Below are 15,876 nucleotides of genomic sequence, written 5' to 3'. Positions count from 1 at the left end.
CGGCGATCCGGCCGGGACGCGCCGGGGCGGGGCGGGGCGGGGCAGAGGCTCAGCGCTTGCGCCGGGACCCGCCGCGGCGGCGGTGCCCGCGGGGGGCGGCCGCCTGCGGGCCGGATCCGGTATCGGCGGCCGCCCCGGCCTCGGCCCGGCGCCGCCGCGACGACAGCCCATAGGGGTCGGCGGTCGAGCGGCGGACCAGGAGGGTCGCGGTCGCGGCCAGCAGGAGCGCCAGCACGGCCGCCCCCGTCCACATCGCCCACGGTGGGAGGAAGGGGTCGTCGGCCGCGGCGGCCAGGTCTTCGTCGTAGAGGGGGATGTCCTCGGCCGTCGTGCCCGCCGCTTCCAGCGCACCGGGCACGTCGAGCAATCCCGCGCCGTATCCGGGGCCGCCGCCGTCGGAGGGCGCGGCCGCGCCCTCGATCAGCGCGCCCGCCACCTGGCCGGGCAGCAGCTGGGGGTGCTCAGCGCGGACGAGCGCCGCCGCCCCGGCGACGAACGCGGCGGCGGGGCCGGTGCCGTCCGCGGTCGTGTAGCCCTCCCCTGCCTCCAGGACCTCGACGCCCGCACCCGGTGCGGCGAGGGTCACGGAGTCGCTGCGCGGGGAATCGGCGGTGAGCAGCAGGTCCTCGTCGAACGCGCCGACGGTCAGAACGGGGCCCGGGCCGGAGCCGTCCTCGTCGGCGCCGCCCCCCGCGGTGTCGCCGGTCGCGGCCGCGGGGGCCGCCGCGCCCGAGCCGGCGGCGGGGACGACCACCAGCACGCCCCGGCGGGCGACGGTGTCGATCGCCTCCTGCACGCCGGGGTCGGCCGCGGCGCCGTCGGCGGCGCTCTCGGGGAGGGTGATGACCTGCACGCCCTCGCCCGCCGCGTAGCGGATGCCGTCGGCGAGAGCGGCGGCGGTGTCGACCGCCCCCGGGTCGGGGTCGCCGGCACCGGGCTCGACCCGCACCGACAGGATGTCGGCGGCCGGGGCGACCCCGATGATGCCGCCCGTGAACTCGCGCCCGTGCCCGCTGGCCGCGATGATGCCCGCCGTCCCGGTGGAACCGCCGTAGCCGTCGTCCCCCGGGGCGCGGTCCTGTCCGGTGAAATCGCGACCGATGGTGACGGTGTCGCGTAGGTCGGGGTGGCCGTCGTCGACTCCGCTGCCGAGGACGGCGATCGTGATCCCCTCCCCGGGGGTCTCCCCGGCCGGATCGGCGGCGCCGACCGCGGCCATGCCCCACTGGTCGACGCGCAGCTCGGCGCCGGTGTCGCCGGCCGCGGGCGGGGCGAGTACGACGGCGAGGGCCGCGGCCGCCGCGGCCGCCCCCGCGGCCCGTGCGGGACGCGTCCCGGCTGCGGATGTGCGCATGGCGGTGGACCCCCGTGACGTATCGTCGTCAATGTCGAATACAGTGCGGCCCCGACCAGGCCGTCCAGGCGCGAACGCGGGCCATTCTCGCATGTACCGCCGCATTGGGTGATCCACTGTCGGGGGCGTGCGCCGGCGGCGGGACACGAGGACAGGTAACTCTAACCGCGGGGGGCGATCCTCCTGCTACTTCTCCTCAGCGCCCCCGCCGAGTCGCTACCATGAGTCGCGCCAATCCGGACGAGGAGGCGCCCAGTGTCAGATCCCGGGCTATTTGATCGAGAACCGTCCGATTTCTCCGCGGATGCGGTGACATCCGCACAGGAAACCGGCCTCGAAGACCGCGAACAGCGCATCCTGGCCTTCGAACGCCAGTGGTGGAAGTTCGAGGGCTCCAAGGAGCAGGCGATCCGCGACGAGTTCGGCCTCTCCCCCACCCGCTATTACCAGCTGCTCAACGGTCTCGTCGACCGTCCTGAAGCACTCGCCTTCGACCCCATGACCGTCAAACGACTCCGCCGCCTGCGCGCCGCCAGGCGACGCCAGCGCACCGCCCGCCGGCTGGGTATCCAGCTTTAGCGCGCCACGGGACCCGGCAGCCGCCGCCCCGCGACCCGCAACGAGGGCATAGCAGACACATACGCGCACGAGCGGATATACCAACCGAGCGAGAGACATCCACCCATGCCTCTGCCCGCACCCCGGTCCGGCGCGGCCTCCGCCGCGCTGGACCGGATCGTGGAGCGGCCTTCGGGCGCGCTCCTGGCCTTCGACTTCGACGGCACCCTGGCGCCGATCGTCCCCGACCCCCGCGACGCCCGTGCCCTACCGGGCGTCACCGACGCCCTCGCGGCCCTGTCGTCGCTGGTCGGAACGGTGGCGGTCATCACCGGGCGGCCGGCCGCCGCCGCGGTGGAGTACGGCGGCCTCGACCGGATCGGCGGCGTGGTGGTGCTGGGCCACTACGGCCGCGAGCGCTGGGAGGACGGCCGGCTCACGTCGCCCGGCGGGCCGCCCGGCATCGACCTGGTCCGCGCCGAGCTCCCCGGGCTCCTCGACCGCGTGGGCGCCCCCTCGGGCACCTGGGTCGAGGACAAGGAGCACGCCGTGGCCGTGCACACCCGCCGCACCCCCGACCCCGACACCGTGCTCGGCACCCTGCGCGGCCCGCTCGCCGACCTCGCCCACCGGGCGGGGCTCGTGGTGGAGCCGGGCCGGATGGTGATCGAGCTCCGGCCGCCGGGCATGGACAAGGGGGCGGCCCTCACCGCGCTCGTCGCCGACCGCAGCGCCACAGCGGTGCTCTACGCCGGCGACGACCTCGGCGACCTCGCCGCGTTCGACGCCGTCGCCTCCCTGCGCGAGCGCGGGGTTCCGGGGCTGACCGTGTGCAGCGGGTCCGACGAGGTCACGGCGCTGGCCGACCGCGCCGACCTCGTGGTCGACGGCCCCGAGGGGGTCGCCGGCCTGCTCCGGTCGCTCCGCGCCGAGCTCCAGCCCGGCGCCGGGCGCTAATCGCCGAACGACGCGCGCACGGCGGCGCGCAGATCGAACAGCCCGGTTCTGCGCCGGCCGAAATGCACGGCGTTGGTCAGCAGGCCCACATAACGGCCGGTCTCCGGGTGCATATAGAGGCTGACCCCGGTGTAGCCGTTGTGGTAGACCAGCCCGTCGTCGGTCACCAGCCAGGCCAGGCCGCGCGCGTAGCGCTCCTCGACCGGGACCTGCGCCGTCCAGCTCTGCCGGACGAACCCCGCCGACAGCCCGAGGGCGTCGCCCTCGGCGTGCGCGCGGATCAGCTCGCGTGCGTAGACCCCCAGGTCGATGGCTGTACTGAACACGCCGGCGTGGCCGGCGACCCCGCCCATGAGCGCCGCCGCCTCGTCGTGCACGACGCCCCACGCGGGCGCGGCGCCGGGGATGCGGCGCTCGGTCGGCGCCACCATCGGCGACCGGGCCAAGGGGCCGTAGGAGGTGGCGACCATGCCGCTCTCGGCCCACAGGTCGCCGGCCAGCCGGTCCAGCGGGGCGCCGAACAGCCGCTCGATCACCAGGCCGAGCAGGATGAACCCGCGGTCGATGTAGCGGTAGCCCTCTTCGTCGAGCGGTTCGGAGAGGATGGCCTCGGCGAGGTCCTGCTCGGTGCCGACGTAGCGTTCCAGCCAGGTGACGGGGTTGAGCCGCGAGGTGTGGGTGAGGATCTGCCGGGCGGTGACCGTGCCGCCGGGATACGGTCCGCCGGAAACGTACTCCTCGAGGGGGGCGTCGAGGTCGAGCAGGCCGCCGTCGACCGCGCGCCCCACCAGCGGCCAGGTCGCCATGACCTTGGTGAGGCTGGCGACGTCGTAGTGCACATCGGGTGCCGCGGGGCCCGCCTGCGGGTCGTCGCCGGTCCGCCCAACGGCGATGAACTCCCACATGCTCCCGGTGCCGACGACGGCGGTCCCCCCGGGGAGCCAGCCGGCGTCGACCATCACCTTGAGGACGCCGCGGATCTCCGATCCGGTCTCCGCGAGCCAATCGCCGTCCAGCACACGCCCCTCCTCTGCACCCCTGCCCGGACTCCCCCATCGCCGGATACCCGCTGCTCAGGGGATCTCACCCCGACCCCGTCTGCGGACGCACCCGATAGCCGACTCGGGTCGGACCGAAACCGGCGGCCCGGCCCGGCGGGCCGGGTGGTCCGCCCGGCCCGGCGGGGCCGGGCCCCCGTCAGGTCAGGATCGCCAGCTTGAACTGGGCCTGGGTGACGGTCACCGGCGACGTTCCGTTGTGCCGCACCATCACCCCCAGCGGGGTCTCGGGCCCGACGAAGATACCCCACGACTTCGCGCGGTACTGGCCGCCCGGGGTCGCCCGGTGGTCCTCGGTGCAGGTGGAATCGGCGCCGGTGGCGATGTCGAGCGGGTCGCGCACGAAGCGGTCGCGGACCTCGGTGTAGTCGCCCGTATCCCAGTACACGAGCGCCTTCAGCTCCCCCCAGCCCGAGACCGCGGGCCAGATCAGGCCGGAGCGGGGGTCGGGGAACTCCGAGTCGACGCCGTCGGGCTGGCCGGGCTGGTGCATGCGGTGCGCATCGGAGGACTCCCCGGAGTAGGGGAAGCGCAGCAGGTGGTAGGCGCCATCCGCGGGGATGGTCTGCGGGGTTTCGACGATCAGGGAGCACACGCGTACGGCCATGCGTCCGCCTTTCCGGGATCGCGGTCGGGGGATGCGGCGGCCCGTCTCGTTCCGCGCCGCCGCAGACCGTCATTTCCCGGATCGCGGGCGCGCATGCCCCCGGAGGCGGGCACGGGGAGCGGGAGCCGGGTCAGCAGCGGTGCGGCCACCGCGCGATCCGGCCGAGCTCTTCGAGCCCCGCGATGGTCTCCCAGTCGACGACCTGGTCGAGGTCCCACCATCGGGCTCTCTCGTAGCCGTCGGGGTCGATCGCCGGGTCGGGCACCCCGCACGCGGCGTACAGCAGGCCGCGCACCGGTCCGCGCAGCGTGTTCATGTAGGCGTGTTCGAGTTCGCCGAAGGTGATGCCGTCGCTGATGACGATGAGGTAGCCCCCTGGCCGCTTGGCGAGGATGAAGGGGGTCCTCCGCGGCAGGCTGCCCAGGGTGATCGACAGGGGCGGCGTCCAGTAGGCCGAGCGTTGCAGCCGCATGTGTGGCACGGGTCCCCTCCCGGGAGCATGGGGTGGTGGAACGATCACCGTGAACGGGGAGCGGTCCCGGTCACGGTGTGCGCACTGCGGGTGTGCACCGGCTGGGGGCCGGCAACGCGGTTCCGCGTCCGGAACCGGCCCCCGGGACTACCATCCGCCGACCGTCGCGCTGAACCGGTTCGCGCGTTCCAGCTCGGCCTGCGCGAAGACCGCGGTCTGGGTCCGGATGCTGCGCAGTGCGTCGTCGACCATCCGGTCGGCCTCCGCGGCGCTGACCCCGCCGCTGTCGGCCTCCTGGTCGGTGATGATGCTGACGGCGACCTCCCCGACAGGGGTGTCGAGCCGATGCCGCCGGATCCGGTACCGATCGGTCGCATCGCACTGATCGCCGGGATAGGTGATGGGACGGGGCATGCTCCACCTCCATGGCTGTCCACTGACCGCGACCGGTGGAATGCAAAACCCGCCATGCAATTGCTTGCGGACATGGCACCACCGATCGGCCACCGACACGTCCGACACTACCCCGTCGAGCCCTGTCCGCTCCGGGAATTGTGCGCTTACCTCTTTGAGGACGATCACATCTTCGCAGGTGATCGACTTCGGGGAGGAAAATCGGAGCTTTCCCGGTTCCCATTGCGCACACCCGGGCACGAGGGCCACACGAGCCCGGTCCCCCACCACACCACCACCCCGGACGGCGTCACAGCTTCGCCCGGCGGTGCCGGACCTCCATCCGGTTCTTCCCGCTTCGACGCGCGCCCACTCCCCGCCGGCCGGCCGCGGCCGCCGTCCGGCGGACCGAAACCCACCCCGTCATTGCATCGGCGAGCACGCCAGGGAATCAGCGGGCGGGCGCGCGGATCACTGGTAGGGAGAGGGGACCGGAACGAGGTGGGCGGGAGCGGTGCCGTCGCGCATGGTGCAGCCGCCGGGGGCGGTGTAGCGGATGGCCAGCGCCACCGCCGGGGCCCGCCCGCGGTTGGGCGGGACGCGCCGGACCAGGCGGGGGTCGATGAGCAGGCCGTGGCCGGCCGCCATGGGGACGGGCTCCCACCGGGCCGGCGCCGCGGGGTCGAGCACCGCCGTCGGCCGGGCCGGGCCGCGCGCCGCCGCGCCGCCGGGGGCGGGGCCGGAGCCGCGGTGCGACCCCGGGGCGATGTGCGGGCACCAGGTGCGCGCGGTGGCGGGGGTGAGCGCGAGCCACAGGGTGACCGTGCGACGGGGGTCGAACTCCACGAGGTCGGCGCGTCGATTTCGCCGCGGAGGGGAATCGGCGCCACCGGGCGGCACGACGATGAGCCGCGATGCCTCGATGTCGAGGTCGGCACCCAGAACGCCGCGCGCCGCACCGGCCACCACGGGATCGGCGGCGACCGCGGCGATCCCGGGGAGTTCGCGGTGCGGATCGGCGGCGGGCCCGGGCCGGCGGAGCCCGATCGCCGCGAGTAACCGGCCGAGCTCGCCGGCACCGGCCCACGGGCCGAACCCGGCGACGCCGAGGCGGGTATAGAGGTCGAGGTCGGCGGCACCGCGCCGGACGATCCTCACCATGATCACCCATGCACTCACTCACTGTTAGGTAGTGATCTATTCAGGGTGAACCACCCCGGAACATCCGTCAATAGGTCATGACCTACCCTGTGGGCCACACCAGGCGAACCCCCACCCGCCAGGAGGATCCGCATGGCACGCTGGCACGAGATCGCCCATGAGCTACGAGCCGCCATCGCCGGCGGGGAGGTCGCGCCCGGCGACGTCCTCCCCCGCGAGACCGACCTCCAAGAGCGCTACCGCACCTCGCGCACCACCGTCCGCCAGGCCGTCGCCGCCTTGGAGAAGGAAGGGCTGGTCGAGAAGGTACGCCGGCGCGGAACCGTCGTCCGGCGGCCGCCCACCCGCCGGCGCATCCCGCGCTCCCGCCGGGTCCACCGCGACGCGATCGGCTACTACTTCGACACCGCGGCACAGGGCTGGCGCCCGCTCGAACCCCCCGCCGTCGGCCGCGCCCCGGCCCCCGCCGATGTCGCCCGCGCCCTGGACCTCGCCCCCGCCGCAGAGGTCGTGACCCGCTCCCGCGTGATGGGCGACCCCGACAGCGGGGACGTCACCCAGCTCGCGACGTCCTATCTCGCGCCGACGGCGGTCGACGCGCTCCCCGTCCTCGCCGAGCCCGACACCGGGCCGGGCGGGATCTACGACCGGATGGAGGACGCCGGCTACGGCCCGCTCAGATGGGAGGAGGCGGTGTCCGCCCGCATGCCGTCGCCCGACGAGGCCCGGCGGCTCGGCCTGCCCCCCGGGGTGCCGGTCCTGCGCATCACCCGCATCACGCGCGGCGCCGACGGCCGCGCCCTGGAGGTGAACGACACCCGGGTGTCGGCGGAGCGGTTCGAGGTCGTCAACGAGATCGACCGCGATCCCACGGCCGCTCCGGAGAACCCGGAAGCCCCCTCCGGGGCCCCGGTGCGGCCCGCCGGCGGCGCGCGGGCCGATCGGTGACGGGACATCCGAAAACGAGTACCGTGTGAATCCACATGCCCACTCGCCGTGATTCACCGAGTTCACCGGGTGCGGCGGAACCGGAGGTGGCGCCATGCCGGACGAGGAGGAGCTGAACGCCTTCCTGCCCCGCCTGACCCGCGAGAACCGCGACTGGTTCACCGCCCGGACCGAGACCGAGCAGGACCGCCTCTTCCGGCACTGGCGCTCCCTCGCGTTCCCCGAGTACGGCCAGGTCACCTCCCCCGGCGGCCCGTGGACCCCCCGCGACGCCGTACCGCTCGACCCCGACGTCATCGCCAACAAGGTCATCTCCGAGGCCCGCGCCTGACCTCCCGCCCGCCGAGCTGAGGCCGGCCGGCGCGGAGCGCCGCCGGAGCCCCGGCTCCCTCCGTCCGCACGGGCGCCGCTAGAGGATCAGCCCCTCCTGCACCAGCGCGACGACGATCGGGGAGACCGCCGACGCGATACCGACGATCACGGTGACGAAGATGGTGATCTTCTCGGCCTTGGTGAGCCTGTTCGGGTCGGGCCGGCCCCGGCCGCCCCTGTCCGGGCCGGCGGGCCGCGTGCCGCTCCGGCCGGCGTCCGCCTCCCGGGGCCCGCCGCCCTGGAACGCGTTGCTCTCCGCGACCGCCGCGGAGACGCCCATCCCGAAGAATCCGAAGAACACGATCGCGAAAGCCGCCAGGAGCACGATGAGGATGACGTCCAGGGCGGACCAGAGCTCATGGCGCACGAGGATCAGCAGCGGGATCCCGGCACCGATCGCGAACAGCGTACTGACGCCGAAGCTCTCCATCGACTGCCTCTTGCGGAGCCGACCGATGTCCAGCAGCGCACCGCACATGCCGATCCCGCCCAAGAGGATGGCGGCGCAGTAGAGCACGGTCTCCCAGGCGTCGGCGGCGCTCAGGATCCCCGGAAGCGCGAGGGCGACCAGGGACGCGAGGACGAGCCCCACGCCCAGCCCCACACCTTCGACCGAGTTCTTGCGGTCACTGTCCAAGAGAAGCCTCCGGGCGGCCCTCGACGACGCGGCCCTGAACCGACCCGGACGGCTCGTTCGCGGGGGCGCCGTGTCCGGCACGGCCGCCGGGGATATCACGATAGACCGTGCGCGGGTGACCGGCCACCGGCGTGACCATTCCCGCCGATATCGCGTGCGGCGCGCGGGTGACCGCCATCGGCGGACGACACAGTGAGGCGCCGCGGCGCTTGCGCGCGAGGCGGCCCGATCCGGCCGGCCGATCGGTCCGGAAAACCACCGGCAGCGGGTAGGGATGGGCGCATCGCGCCCCTGCTCCCCTGGAGGTGGTCGGGTGAACGCCCTGATAGGGACCATGCTGATCATCGGCGGCATCGGATGCCTGGCCTACGCCCTTCAAAGACGAGCTCGCCGAGATGATGGGCGACGACGGCCCGCTGAGCGTCCTGGCGGGAGCCGTAGGGGTCGCCGGCTGCGCGTTCCCCGCCGGGTTCGCCGTCGCCTACATCGCCGGAACGCTGGACGTCCGGAGGCTCGTGGACTTTCTGGCGGGAGTCCTCCAGTTCGCCGTCGTCATCGGCGTGGTGGTGGGCGGGGTCGCGAGGCGCCCCTAATTCTTGTTCCCTGTCAGGACCAGTGTGCCTCCGAGGCCGATCATCATGACGCCACCGCCGGCGCCCATGTGCGACAGGCGCTTGGGGTTGCGGGCGAACCACGTGCGAGCGGTTCCGGCCGTGAACGCCCACACGATGTCGCAGGCAAGGGCGATGGCAACGAAGATCAGCCCGAGGAGGGCGAGCTGTAGGGGGATGGCGCCGGCCTCGTAGCTGACGAACTGAGGCAGCACCGCGACGAAGAACACGACCACCTTGGGATTGGTGATACCGACAAGGAATCCCTCACGCAGCAGGCGCAACGATGACGCTCGGGTGTCGTTCGCCGCGTTCACCTCCGTGTGGGCGTTCCGGTGTCGAACGGCCTGCACTCCGAGGTAGACGAGGTAGAGAGACCCGGCGATCTTGATGATGGTGAAGACGACGACGCTTTCCGCGACGACCGCACCCACTCCCAGCGCGACGGCGGCGATCACGGGGAGCGTCCCGAGGGAGTTCCCGAGGACACTGAGAAATCCGCCCCGTCGACCGAGCGAGAGCGATCGACCGATCACGAACAGGACACTCGGCCCAGGGACGACGATGAGCACCAGGGCCGAGAGTGCGAAGGCCGCAGCGTTGGTCGCGGGAAGCATGAAGACTCCGGATGCTCGACGGGAGGACGCCCGAAGTGTAATCGTCTCCCGGTCAGTGAACCACGTTGCCCCTGGCCATGGCATCGCGACAGACGGACCAGTGTTCCGGCCCGGCACGATCGGGAACGCAGGGGCCGAGAATCGAGCGAAGGTCCGCCTACTTCACCGCGGCCTTGAGGGACCGGGACACGATCTGCTTGGCGACGGCGCCGACGATGCGGTCGCCAGAGTCCTGCTCGCTGCCCTCGGGGCGCGGACGCGCCGACGGGGGACGTTCCCCACGGCCCCCAGGCGGTGATGGCCCCGAAGTCGAGGTCGCACTACTGGTCCAAGGCTACGGCGCCGCTTGTCCGGTAGACCGCTTCCCCGTCGGTGGCCTCCCCCGACACACCAACGCGGTGACGGTGAAGTCGGAGGTCGTCACGGCGGCGGCCGTCCGGGCGGTGCGCCAGGCCGACGCGCTCGGCGCACCCCTGTCCCTGCGGCGCCTGGCCGCGATGTTCCCCGCGGCAGACGGCCGGCCCCGGTCGACGCACTGGGCCACCGGGATCAAGGAGCTGGCAGCAGCGGGTCCGGCGAACGCCGTGTCAGGGCGCCCGCGCGCACTGTCCGGCCTGTCCGTCGTACCGAACAGCGCCTGACAGGACGCCCCGGCGGGTACGCCGAAGAGGAGTGAGGGGGTGACCACGCATATGGCACCCCCTCCGCTTAGCTCGGGTGGCGCCGGTACCGGTCGATCGTGGCCTTGGTGGTCGATGCATCCTGAAATACGAGTTCCCACGGTCCGGTGTTGACGTCGAAGTCCTTACCGAAGCCGACCCACTTCCCGGCCAGGCGACGGCCCGTTGGCTCGATCAGAAGTTGAATCGCTCCGTGGTAACGCGCGCCCCTGTAGTAACCCTCTTCTGCTGTCTGTTCCGTCCAGGTGCCCGTGCACACCGCGCCGTCGATCGTGAGATCCATGGCCAGGGGAGAGCCGGAGGATTCGGGGATGCTCTGAACGGTGAGGCGATCACCATGTTGGAGTAGCACGACGTAGTGCTCTTCGGTGAACGTGGCGCCCCGACCGCTGCTGACGTAGTCATAGCGGGACAGCCATACTCCGGAGTAGTTGGCGTGTTTGTCTTCGTGGACAGACTCGTCTGTCAGCCCATCGTGACCGGCCATGTCCTGGTCCTGTCCTCGGTTGTGATTGATGGCTCCTGCTCCCAGCACCGTCGGCGCGAAGCCGAGGGATTCGATGGGAACGCCCAGGACACCCTCTAGGGCACGAGCGTAGACGGGGCGGGGGGTTGTGACACTGCCAGCTTCCCAGCGTTGGACGAGCCGCTTGGATGCCCCTTCGACTCCGGCTTTCCGTAGGGCCCGCGCCAGATCGTCTTGGCTCATCAGTCGGCTTTTCCGCGCCGCTTTCAGTGCGGTGTTCGGTGTACCCATGTCGGGGATGGTAGGCGCTCAGGCGACGAAATGACACCCAAATGACGCCTCCAATGTCGTCGGAACGACGCCTGCAGGGACGCCGCGCGCTGCGCCTTCGTCATGCGACGGTCGAACAACAAGCCCCGGCGAGCTTGTGGGAGGGCTGGCGGGGTGTGGCCGACGCTGCAACGGGAGCGCTGACATGGACAGGTACGCGATCGGCAGGAGACAGCTCGGATTCCCGAGGACCGCCATGGTCCGTCCGTATGTCCGGGTGTCCCCCGCGATGTTGGCCGCCACAAACGCGGCGCGACCGCGAGCGCAACAGCGTGGACTCAAGGCGCTGATCGCTATCGCTGCGGACCAGGTCCGGCCGTTCGCGGCCCGCCGGTTCGCCGAGGCCGGTACCCGGTGAACGCGGCCGTGGTCAGCCCCGCCCCGCTCAGCATTTCCGGTCGGGGTGTCTTCCTGCCCGGTGACCGCTACGCCCCGGAGCGCGCCGGAGAAGCCGCGCGTGACGCTGCCCTGCGCGCCGATCATCCTGCCCGCAACCTGGCCGCGTGGATCGCCGCGGAGCTGGCCCAGAACGCGGTCAGGCACTCGCGCTCCGGGGATCGGCGCGGCGAGCTGGTCGTGCACGTCGCCGCCGACCCGTACATGCTGCGGATCGAGGTGACCGACCTCGGGCCGCGCCTTGAGCGGCCGAGTGCGCCGGTCGCCGCTCCCATCCCCCGTACCCCGGGGGTGGCCGTCCGCGGCCTGACCCTGGTCAGCATGTACACCCGGGACTGGGGCTACACCGATCACCCGATCGGGTCCCGGTCGGTGTGGGCGGTGATCGAGGCGTGAGCGACGTCTTCCACCCGCACCGCTCCCACGTCGGGGTGTCCAGCAACGTCGCCCGAGAGATCTCCATCAGCGTCGGCCCCGACACGGCGATCGTGCTCTACCCGGGCGCCGCCGACCACGACCAGCAGCTTGACTACCTCGACCGTCTGGAGGCCGCGGTGCGTACCGCCCGGCACCTCATGTGTGAGGCGCGGCGCAACCAGCGGCCGGCGGTGCCCGGGTGACCCCTACCGAGTGGCTGCGGGCGCGTCACCCGGGACTGGTCGTGTGGCAGGGGACAACCACAGGCGCGTGGTGGGGGATGCACCCCGAACTGCCCGAGCTGGTCGAAGCGGCGACCCCCGAAAACCTCGACACCGACGTGCGCCGCCTCCTGGCGGAGATCCGCGCCACCCGCCGGTACCGGACGCCCTACTAGACCGCCGTGCCCGGCGTGACCCCCAGATCCCCCGAGGCGCGGCACCCAGACCGCACGCCCTGACTCGCCCGCGGGGGGAGAGGCCCGGGGCGCGCGGACGGCCGGCCCTGCGAAGGAGGCGGGGCCGGCCACCACCCCCAACCAGGACAAGGACCTGATGAACGAGCACTGCTCCCAATGTGACACCGAGATCCGCGGCAACGTCGTCGAGGCCGAGAGCGCCAAGTTCTGCTCCGAATCGTGTCGCGACAAGTTCCTGGCCTACAGCCAGACGAACGCCGCGTGGGTGCAAGGCAGGAAGCGCAAGGGCCTCTGGTACTGACCCCCAATGAGGTGAACAGGCGCTCGCCGACCCTCGACCCCCCGAAAGGAGCGCACACGTGACCGCTGAGATCGTGACAACCCGCCATGGCCAGGTTGAACGCTTCAGAACCACGCCGGTAGCGCAGTACGTTGGGCGCATGCTCGCCGACCGGCCCCCGCTTCGCATCGGCTCGCGTACCTCCCCCATGGCGATGGCCCAAGCCCGCCTCGTCCAAGACCTCATCACCAAGGCCGCCGGCGACGTTCCGACCGAGATCGTCGGTATCGAGACCTCCGGCGACCAGTGGATGGGCGACCTCGCCGAACTCGGCGGCAAGGGTGCCTTCCTCAAGGAGATCGACAGGCGCTTGGTTCTGGGCGGCGTCGACATCGCCGTGCACGCCATGAAGGACGTCCCCGGCGACGGCCCGCTGCCCGAGGGAACGGCGTTCGCCGCCTACCTTCCCCGCGATGACGTCCGCGACGTGGTGGTGATCCGGGAGGGATCGCCGTACACGTGTATGGAGGAGATGCCGGCCGGTACCCGGATCGGCACCAGCGCAGTGCGCCGCAAGGCCCAACTCCTCAAGCACCGCCCGGACCTCCACGTGGACCGCATCCGCGGCAGCGTCGATGCGCGCGTCGCACGGCTCGACGCCGAAAAGCGGTTCGAAGCGCTCGTGCTCAACGCCGCCGGGTTGCGCCGGCTGCGGATGGAGCACCGGGTCAGCGAGGTCATCGCACCCGAGGTGATGTGCCCGGCGGTGGGGTCGGGGGTCGTGGGGGTGCAGTGCAGGACGGCCGACACCGCCCTGGCGGAGCTGCTGCGGCTGCTGGACGACCCCGTGACGCGCACGCACATGGCGGCCGAGCGGACGATGCCGCACGGCCTGCGGGAGCGGTGCAACTCGCCGATCGCCGGGCACTGCCACACCACGGCGGACGGGCAGTTGAGCCTGCTCGGGATGGTGTTCACCCGGGAAGGAGGCCAGTTCGCCTACTCCCAGGAGTGGGCGCCGGCGGACAGCCCCGAGGAGCTGGGGGCGTGGGTGGCCGCTGAACTGCTGCGCAAGGGGGCGCGGGGGATCATCGACGGCAATCCGCGCTGACCGGGCGGGGTGGTGCGCGGCGGCGCAGGACACCCACTACTGTCATCACACAAAGTAGCCAATCAATACAGATGGTGACGAGATGTCAGAAACCACCCTCCTCATCGGATCCCGCGGCAGCCACCTCGCCAAAGCCATGGTCCGCGAATTCCTCGCCCCCTTGCGCACCGCCCACCCCCACATCACCTTCAAGCAGCGCACCATCATGACCAGCGGCGACAAGGACCGGGTGAGCAGCCTCCAGGCCCTCGGTAAGTCCCTCACCTCCATCTTCGCCACCCAGGTCGAAGAAGCGCTGCTGCGGGGCGAGGTCGACATCGCCGTCCACTCCCTCAAAGACCTCCCCACCACACCCACGCCCAGGACCTTCCTGGCCGTCACACCTGTCCGAGAAGACCCGCGCGACGCCCTCACCGGAACCCCCTGGGAAGGGCTTCCCGCCGGCGCCCGGATCGCCACCAGCTCCGCCCGGCGCATCGCCCAGCTCGCGCACCTGCGCCCCGATGTCACGACGGTTCCCATCCGCGGCAACGTCCCGCCGCGCCTGCGCACGACCCGGGAGATGGGGCTGCACGGCTGCCTGCTCGCCTCCTCCGGCCTGCGCCGCCTCGGCATGGGCGGCGAGATCGGTACCGACATGGACCCCGACCTGTATCCGCCGTCCCCCGCCCAAGGTGTCCTGGGCGTCCAGATCCGCGAGGACGACCGGCACCTGGCCGACCTCCTGGCGCCCCTGCACGACCCGGCCACCCATGCCGCCGTCACCGCCGAACGCGCCCTGCTCGCCGAGCTGCACGGCGGGTGCAGCGTCCCCGTCGGCGCGCTGGCCACCGTCGAGGGTGACCGGCTGCGCCTGGTCGCGCAGGTGACCGCGCTCGACGGGACCACCGCCGTGCGCACCACCCGGACCGGCCCCGCTACCGACCCCGTCGACCTCGGTAAGCGGTCGGCCATCGCCCTGCTCGAACAGGGCGCTGAGCACATCCTTTCGCAGATCAGGGACACCAAATAGCCCCAGAGGAGATGCGCCGTGGACCACCCCCCGATGACCCTGCACGACGGCGAGGCCGTCACCGGTTCCAGCCCCGTCCGCGCACGGCCGGCCGTGCGCCGGTTCCTGCATCGGGAACCGCTGACACCCGCGGACCTGTGTATGCCGCTGCTCGTGCGCCGCGGCGAGACGCTGTCCCCGGTGCCGACGGTGACCCTGGACCAGGTCGGTCCGGCGGTGCGCGAACTCGCGCGCCTCGGGGTGGGGGCGGTCAAGATCTTCGCCGAGGGCGAGCGCACCGACAGCGGCGGCGACGCGGCCTCGGCGTCCGCCCCGCTGATCCACGCGATCCAGGCCGCCAAGGACGCGGCACCCGATCTCGCCGTGATGACCGAGACCTGCCTGTGCTCCTACACCTCCTCGCGCGCGTGCGTGCTCACCGACGACCACGGCCGCTACGACCACCGTGCCACCCTCGACGTCCTCGGCGCCCAGGCGCTGCACCAAGCCGAGGTGGGCGCCGACATCCTCGGGCCCGCCGCGATGGTCGACGGCCTCACCGGGCACGTGCGCTCCGTCCTCGACGCCGGCGGGTTCCGTGACGTGGCGCTGATGCCGCACCTGATCATGACGAGCCGGATGTATGACGGGTGCCGCGCCGCGATGAACGCCGCGCCGCGCGGGAACCGCGGCGCCTTCCAGGTGCACCCCTCGCGCCCCGAACAGGCTGTGGCCGTGGCGCGGCGCATGGTCGAAGAGGGCGCCGACATGATCTTGCTCGAACCGGCCCTGCACACGATCGACCTGCTCTCTCGGCTCGGCGCTGACGGGCAGGTCAACGTGCCGTTGGTGCCGTTCTGCGTTTCGGGCGAGTGGGCGCAGCTCACCCACTCCGGAACGCGGGCGGCCGCCGACTACCTGCCCGACCTGATCGAACGGCTGGCCATGTACAAGCGATCGGGCGCGGCCGCGGTCATCACCTACAACACGCGCGAAGCCGCCCAGCACCTCGTTCGCCTGCCGCGCCCCCGGTAGGCAGACA

The 15,876-nt window shown here is 72.3% G+C and carries 21 protein-coding genes; 12 read left to right on the top strand and 9 right to left on the bottom strand.

Annotation, left to right across the window (positions count from 1 at the left end; all coding sequences use genetic code 11):
• Positions 1-49: 49 nt before the first annotated feature.
• Positions 50-1,354 carry a S8 family serine peptidase gene (locus ACFO4E_RS12895; protein ID WP_378574211.1) on the bottom strand — a complete coding sequence of 435 codons (1,305 nt, stop codon included), beginning with the start codon at positions 1,352-1,354 and terminating at the stop codon, positions 50-52.
• Positions 1,355-1,663: 309 nt separating this feature from the next.
• Between ACFO4E_RS12895 and ACFO4E_RS12890 the strand changes: the two genes are divergently transcribed.
• Together ACFO4E_RS12890 and otsB are read left to right on the top strand one after the other, a co-directional pair.
• Positions 1,664-1,933, top strand: a complete 270-nt coding sequence (locus ACFO4E_RS12890) for a DUF3263 domain-containing protein (RefSeq protein WP_378574209.1) — start codon at positions 1,664-1,666, stop codon at positions 1,931-1,933.
• A gap of 105 nt (positions 1,934-2,038) precedes the next feature.
• Positions 2,039-2,869, top strand: coding sequence for a trehalose-phosphatase (gene otsB, locus ACFO4E_RS12885; RefSeq protein ID WP_378574207.1), 831 nt, complete (start codon positions 2,039-2,041; stop codon positions 2,867-2,869).
• Here the strand turns inward: otsB and ACFO4E_RS12880 are convergent.
• The 5 genes from ACFO4E_RS12880 to ACFO4E_RS12860 form a co-directional block, all read right to left on the bottom strand.
• Positions 2,866-3,888 (bottom strand): serine hydrolase domain-containing protein, encoded by a 1,023-nt coding sequence (locus ACFO4E_RS12880; RefSeq protein ID WP_378574205.1) that lies wholly within the window; start codon positions 3,886-3,888, stop codon positions 2,866-2,868. The genes otsB and ACFO4E_RS12880 overlap by 4 nt on opposite strands.
• Positions 3,889-4,066: 178 nt before the next feature.
• Positions 4,067-4,534 (bottom strand): hypothetical protein, encoded by a 468-nt coding sequence (locus ACFO4E_RS12875; RefSeq protein WP_378574203.1) that lies wholly within the window; start codon positions 4,532-4,534, stop codon positions 4,067-4,069.
• 130 nt (positions 4,535-4,664) lie between these two features.
• Entirely contained in the window at positions 4,665-5,006 is a 342-nt protein-coding gene (locus ACFO4E_RS12870; protein WP_378574201.1) for a hypothetical protein, read from the bottom strand.
• A 147-nt stretch (positions 5,007-5,153) separates the two neighbouring features.
• Complete coding sequence (locus tag ACFO4E_RS12865) at positions 5,154-5,420, bottom strand: hypothetical protein (RefSeq protein WP_378574199.1); 267 nt, start codon at positions 5,418-5,420, stop codon at positions 5,154-5,156.
• Positions 5,421-5,870: 450 nt separating this feature from the next.
• Entirely contained in the window at positions 5,871-6,560 is a 690-nt protein-coding gene (locus ACFO4E_RS12860; protein ID WP_378574197.1) for a phytanoyl-CoA dioxygenase family protein, read from the bottom strand.
• A 132-nt stretch (positions 6,561-6,692) separates the two neighbouring features.
• Here ACFO4E_RS12860 and ACFO4E_RS12855 point away from each other — a divergent pair, with 132 nt between their 5' ends.
• Both ACFO4E_RS12855 and ACFO4E_RS12850 read left to right on the top strand, forming a co-directional pair.
• A complete protein-coding gene (locus ACFO4E_RS12855) occupies positions 6,693-7,508 on the top strand; it encodes a GntR family transcriptional regulator (protein WP_378574195.1) in 816 nt (271 codons plus the stop codon).
• Between the two features lie 94 nt (positions 7,509-7,602).
• Positions 7,603-7,839, top strand: coding sequence for a hypothetical protein (locus ACFO4E_RS12850; protein WP_378574194.1), 237 nt, complete (start codon positions 7,603-7,605; stop codon positions 7,837-7,839).
• A gap of 78 nt (positions 7,840-7,917) precedes the next feature.
• Here ACFO4E_RS12850 and ACFO4E_RS12845 read toward each other — a convergent pair whose 3' ends face one another.
• Positions 7,918-8,517: a hypothetical protein gene (locus ACFO4E_RS12845; protein WP_378574192.1), complete on the bottom strand. Its 600-nt coding sequence runs from the start codon at positions 8,515-8,517 to the stop codon at positions 7,918-7,920.
• A 395-nt stretch (positions 8,518-8,912) separates the two neighbouring features.
• Here ACFO4E_RS12845 and ACFO4E_RS12840 point away from each other — a divergent pair, with 395 nt between their 5' ends.
• A complete protein-coding gene (locus tag ACFO4E_RS12840) occupies positions 8,913-9,110 on the top strand; it encodes a hypothetical protein (RefSeq protein WP_378574190.1) in 198 nt (65 codons plus the stop codon).
• Here ACFO4E_RS12840 and ACFO4E_RS12835 read toward each other — a convergent pair.
• The gene (locus ACFO4E_RS12835; RefSeq protein ID WP_378574189.1) at positions 9,107-9,745 is read right to left on the bottom strand and encodes a LysE family translocator; all 639 of its coding nucleotides are present in this window, start codon (positions 9,743-9,745) and stop codon (positions 9,107-9,109) included. The genes ACFO4E_RS12840 and ACFO4E_RS12835 overlap by 4 nt on opposite strands.
• A gap of 398 nt (positions 9,746-10,143) precedes the next feature.
• Here ACFO4E_RS12835 and ACFO4E_RS12830 point away from each other — a divergent pair, with 398 nt between their 5' ends.
• The gene (locus ACFO4E_RS12830) at positions 10,144-10,386 is read left to right on the top strand and encodes a hypothetical protein (protein WP_378574187.1); all 243 of its coding nucleotides are present in this window, start codon (positions 10,144-10,146) and stop codon (positions 10,384-10,386) included.
• 67 nt (positions 10,387-10,453) lie between these two features.
• On the opposite strand, the gene ACFO4E_RS12825 is transcribed toward ACFO4E_RS12830, so the two are convergent.
• Entirely contained in the window at positions 10,454-11,182 is a 729-nt protein-coding gene (locus ACFO4E_RS12825; protein ID WP_378574185.1) for a helix-turn-helix domain-containing protein, read from the bottom strand.
• Positions 11,183-11,575: 393 nt separating this feature from the next.
• Here ACFO4E_RS12825 and ACFO4E_RS12820 point away from each other — a divergent pair, with 393 nt between their 5' ends.
• From ACFO4E_RS12820 to ACFO4E_RS12795, 6 genes are all read left to right on the top strand, one after another.
• The gene (locus tag ACFO4E_RS12820) at positions 11,576-12,013 is read left to right on the top strand and encodes an ATP-binding protein (protein WP_378574183.1); all 438 of its coding nucleotides are present in this window, start codon (positions 11,576-11,578) and stop codon (positions 12,011-12,013) included.
• Entirely contained in the window at positions 12,010-12,237 is a 228-nt protein-coding gene (locus ACFO4E_RS12815; RefSeq protein ID WP_378574181.1) for a hypothetical protein, read from the top strand. The genes ACFO4E_RS12820 and ACFO4E_RS12815 overlap by 4 nt, the downstream gene beginning before the upstream one ends.
• Positions 12,238-12,588: 351 nt before the next feature.
• On the top strand, positions 12,589-12,753 hold the full coding sequence (locus tag ACFO4E_RS12810; protein ID WP_378574179.1) for a hypothetical protein: 165 nt from the start codon (positions 12,589-12,591) through the stop codon (positions 12,751-12,753).
• A gap of 139 nt (positions 12,754-12,892) precedes the next feature.
• Positions 12,893-13,843 (top strand): hydroxymethylbilane synthase, encoded by a 951-nt coding sequence (hemC, locus tag ACFO4E_RS12805; protein WP_378574177.1) that lies wholly within the window; start codon positions 12,893-12,895, stop codon positions 13,841-13,843.
• Between the two features lie 82 nt (positions 13,844-13,925).
• Positions 13,926-14,855, top strand: a complete 930-nt coding sequence (hemC, locus tag ACFO4E_RS12800; protein ID WP_378574175.1) for a hydroxymethylbilane synthase — start codon at positions 13,926-13,928, stop codon at positions 14,853-14,855.
• An 18-nt stretch (positions 14,856-14,873) separates the two neighbouring features.
• Entirely contained in the window at positions 14,874-15,869 is a 996-nt protein-coding gene (locus ACFO4E_RS12795) for a hypothetical protein (protein WP_378574173.1), read from the top strand.
• The last annotated feature ends 7 nt before the right edge of the window (positions 15,870-15,876 follow it).

It is taken from the genome of Nocardiopsis mangrovi (assembly GCF_042653925.1).
Lineage (GTDB): Bacteria > Actinomycetota > Actinomycetes > Streptosporangiales > Streptosporangiaceae > Nocardiopsis_B > Nocardiopsis_B mangrovi.
Note: the sequence above shows the minus strand (reverse complement) of the source record. Positions and strands in the feature narration are given on the sequence as shown.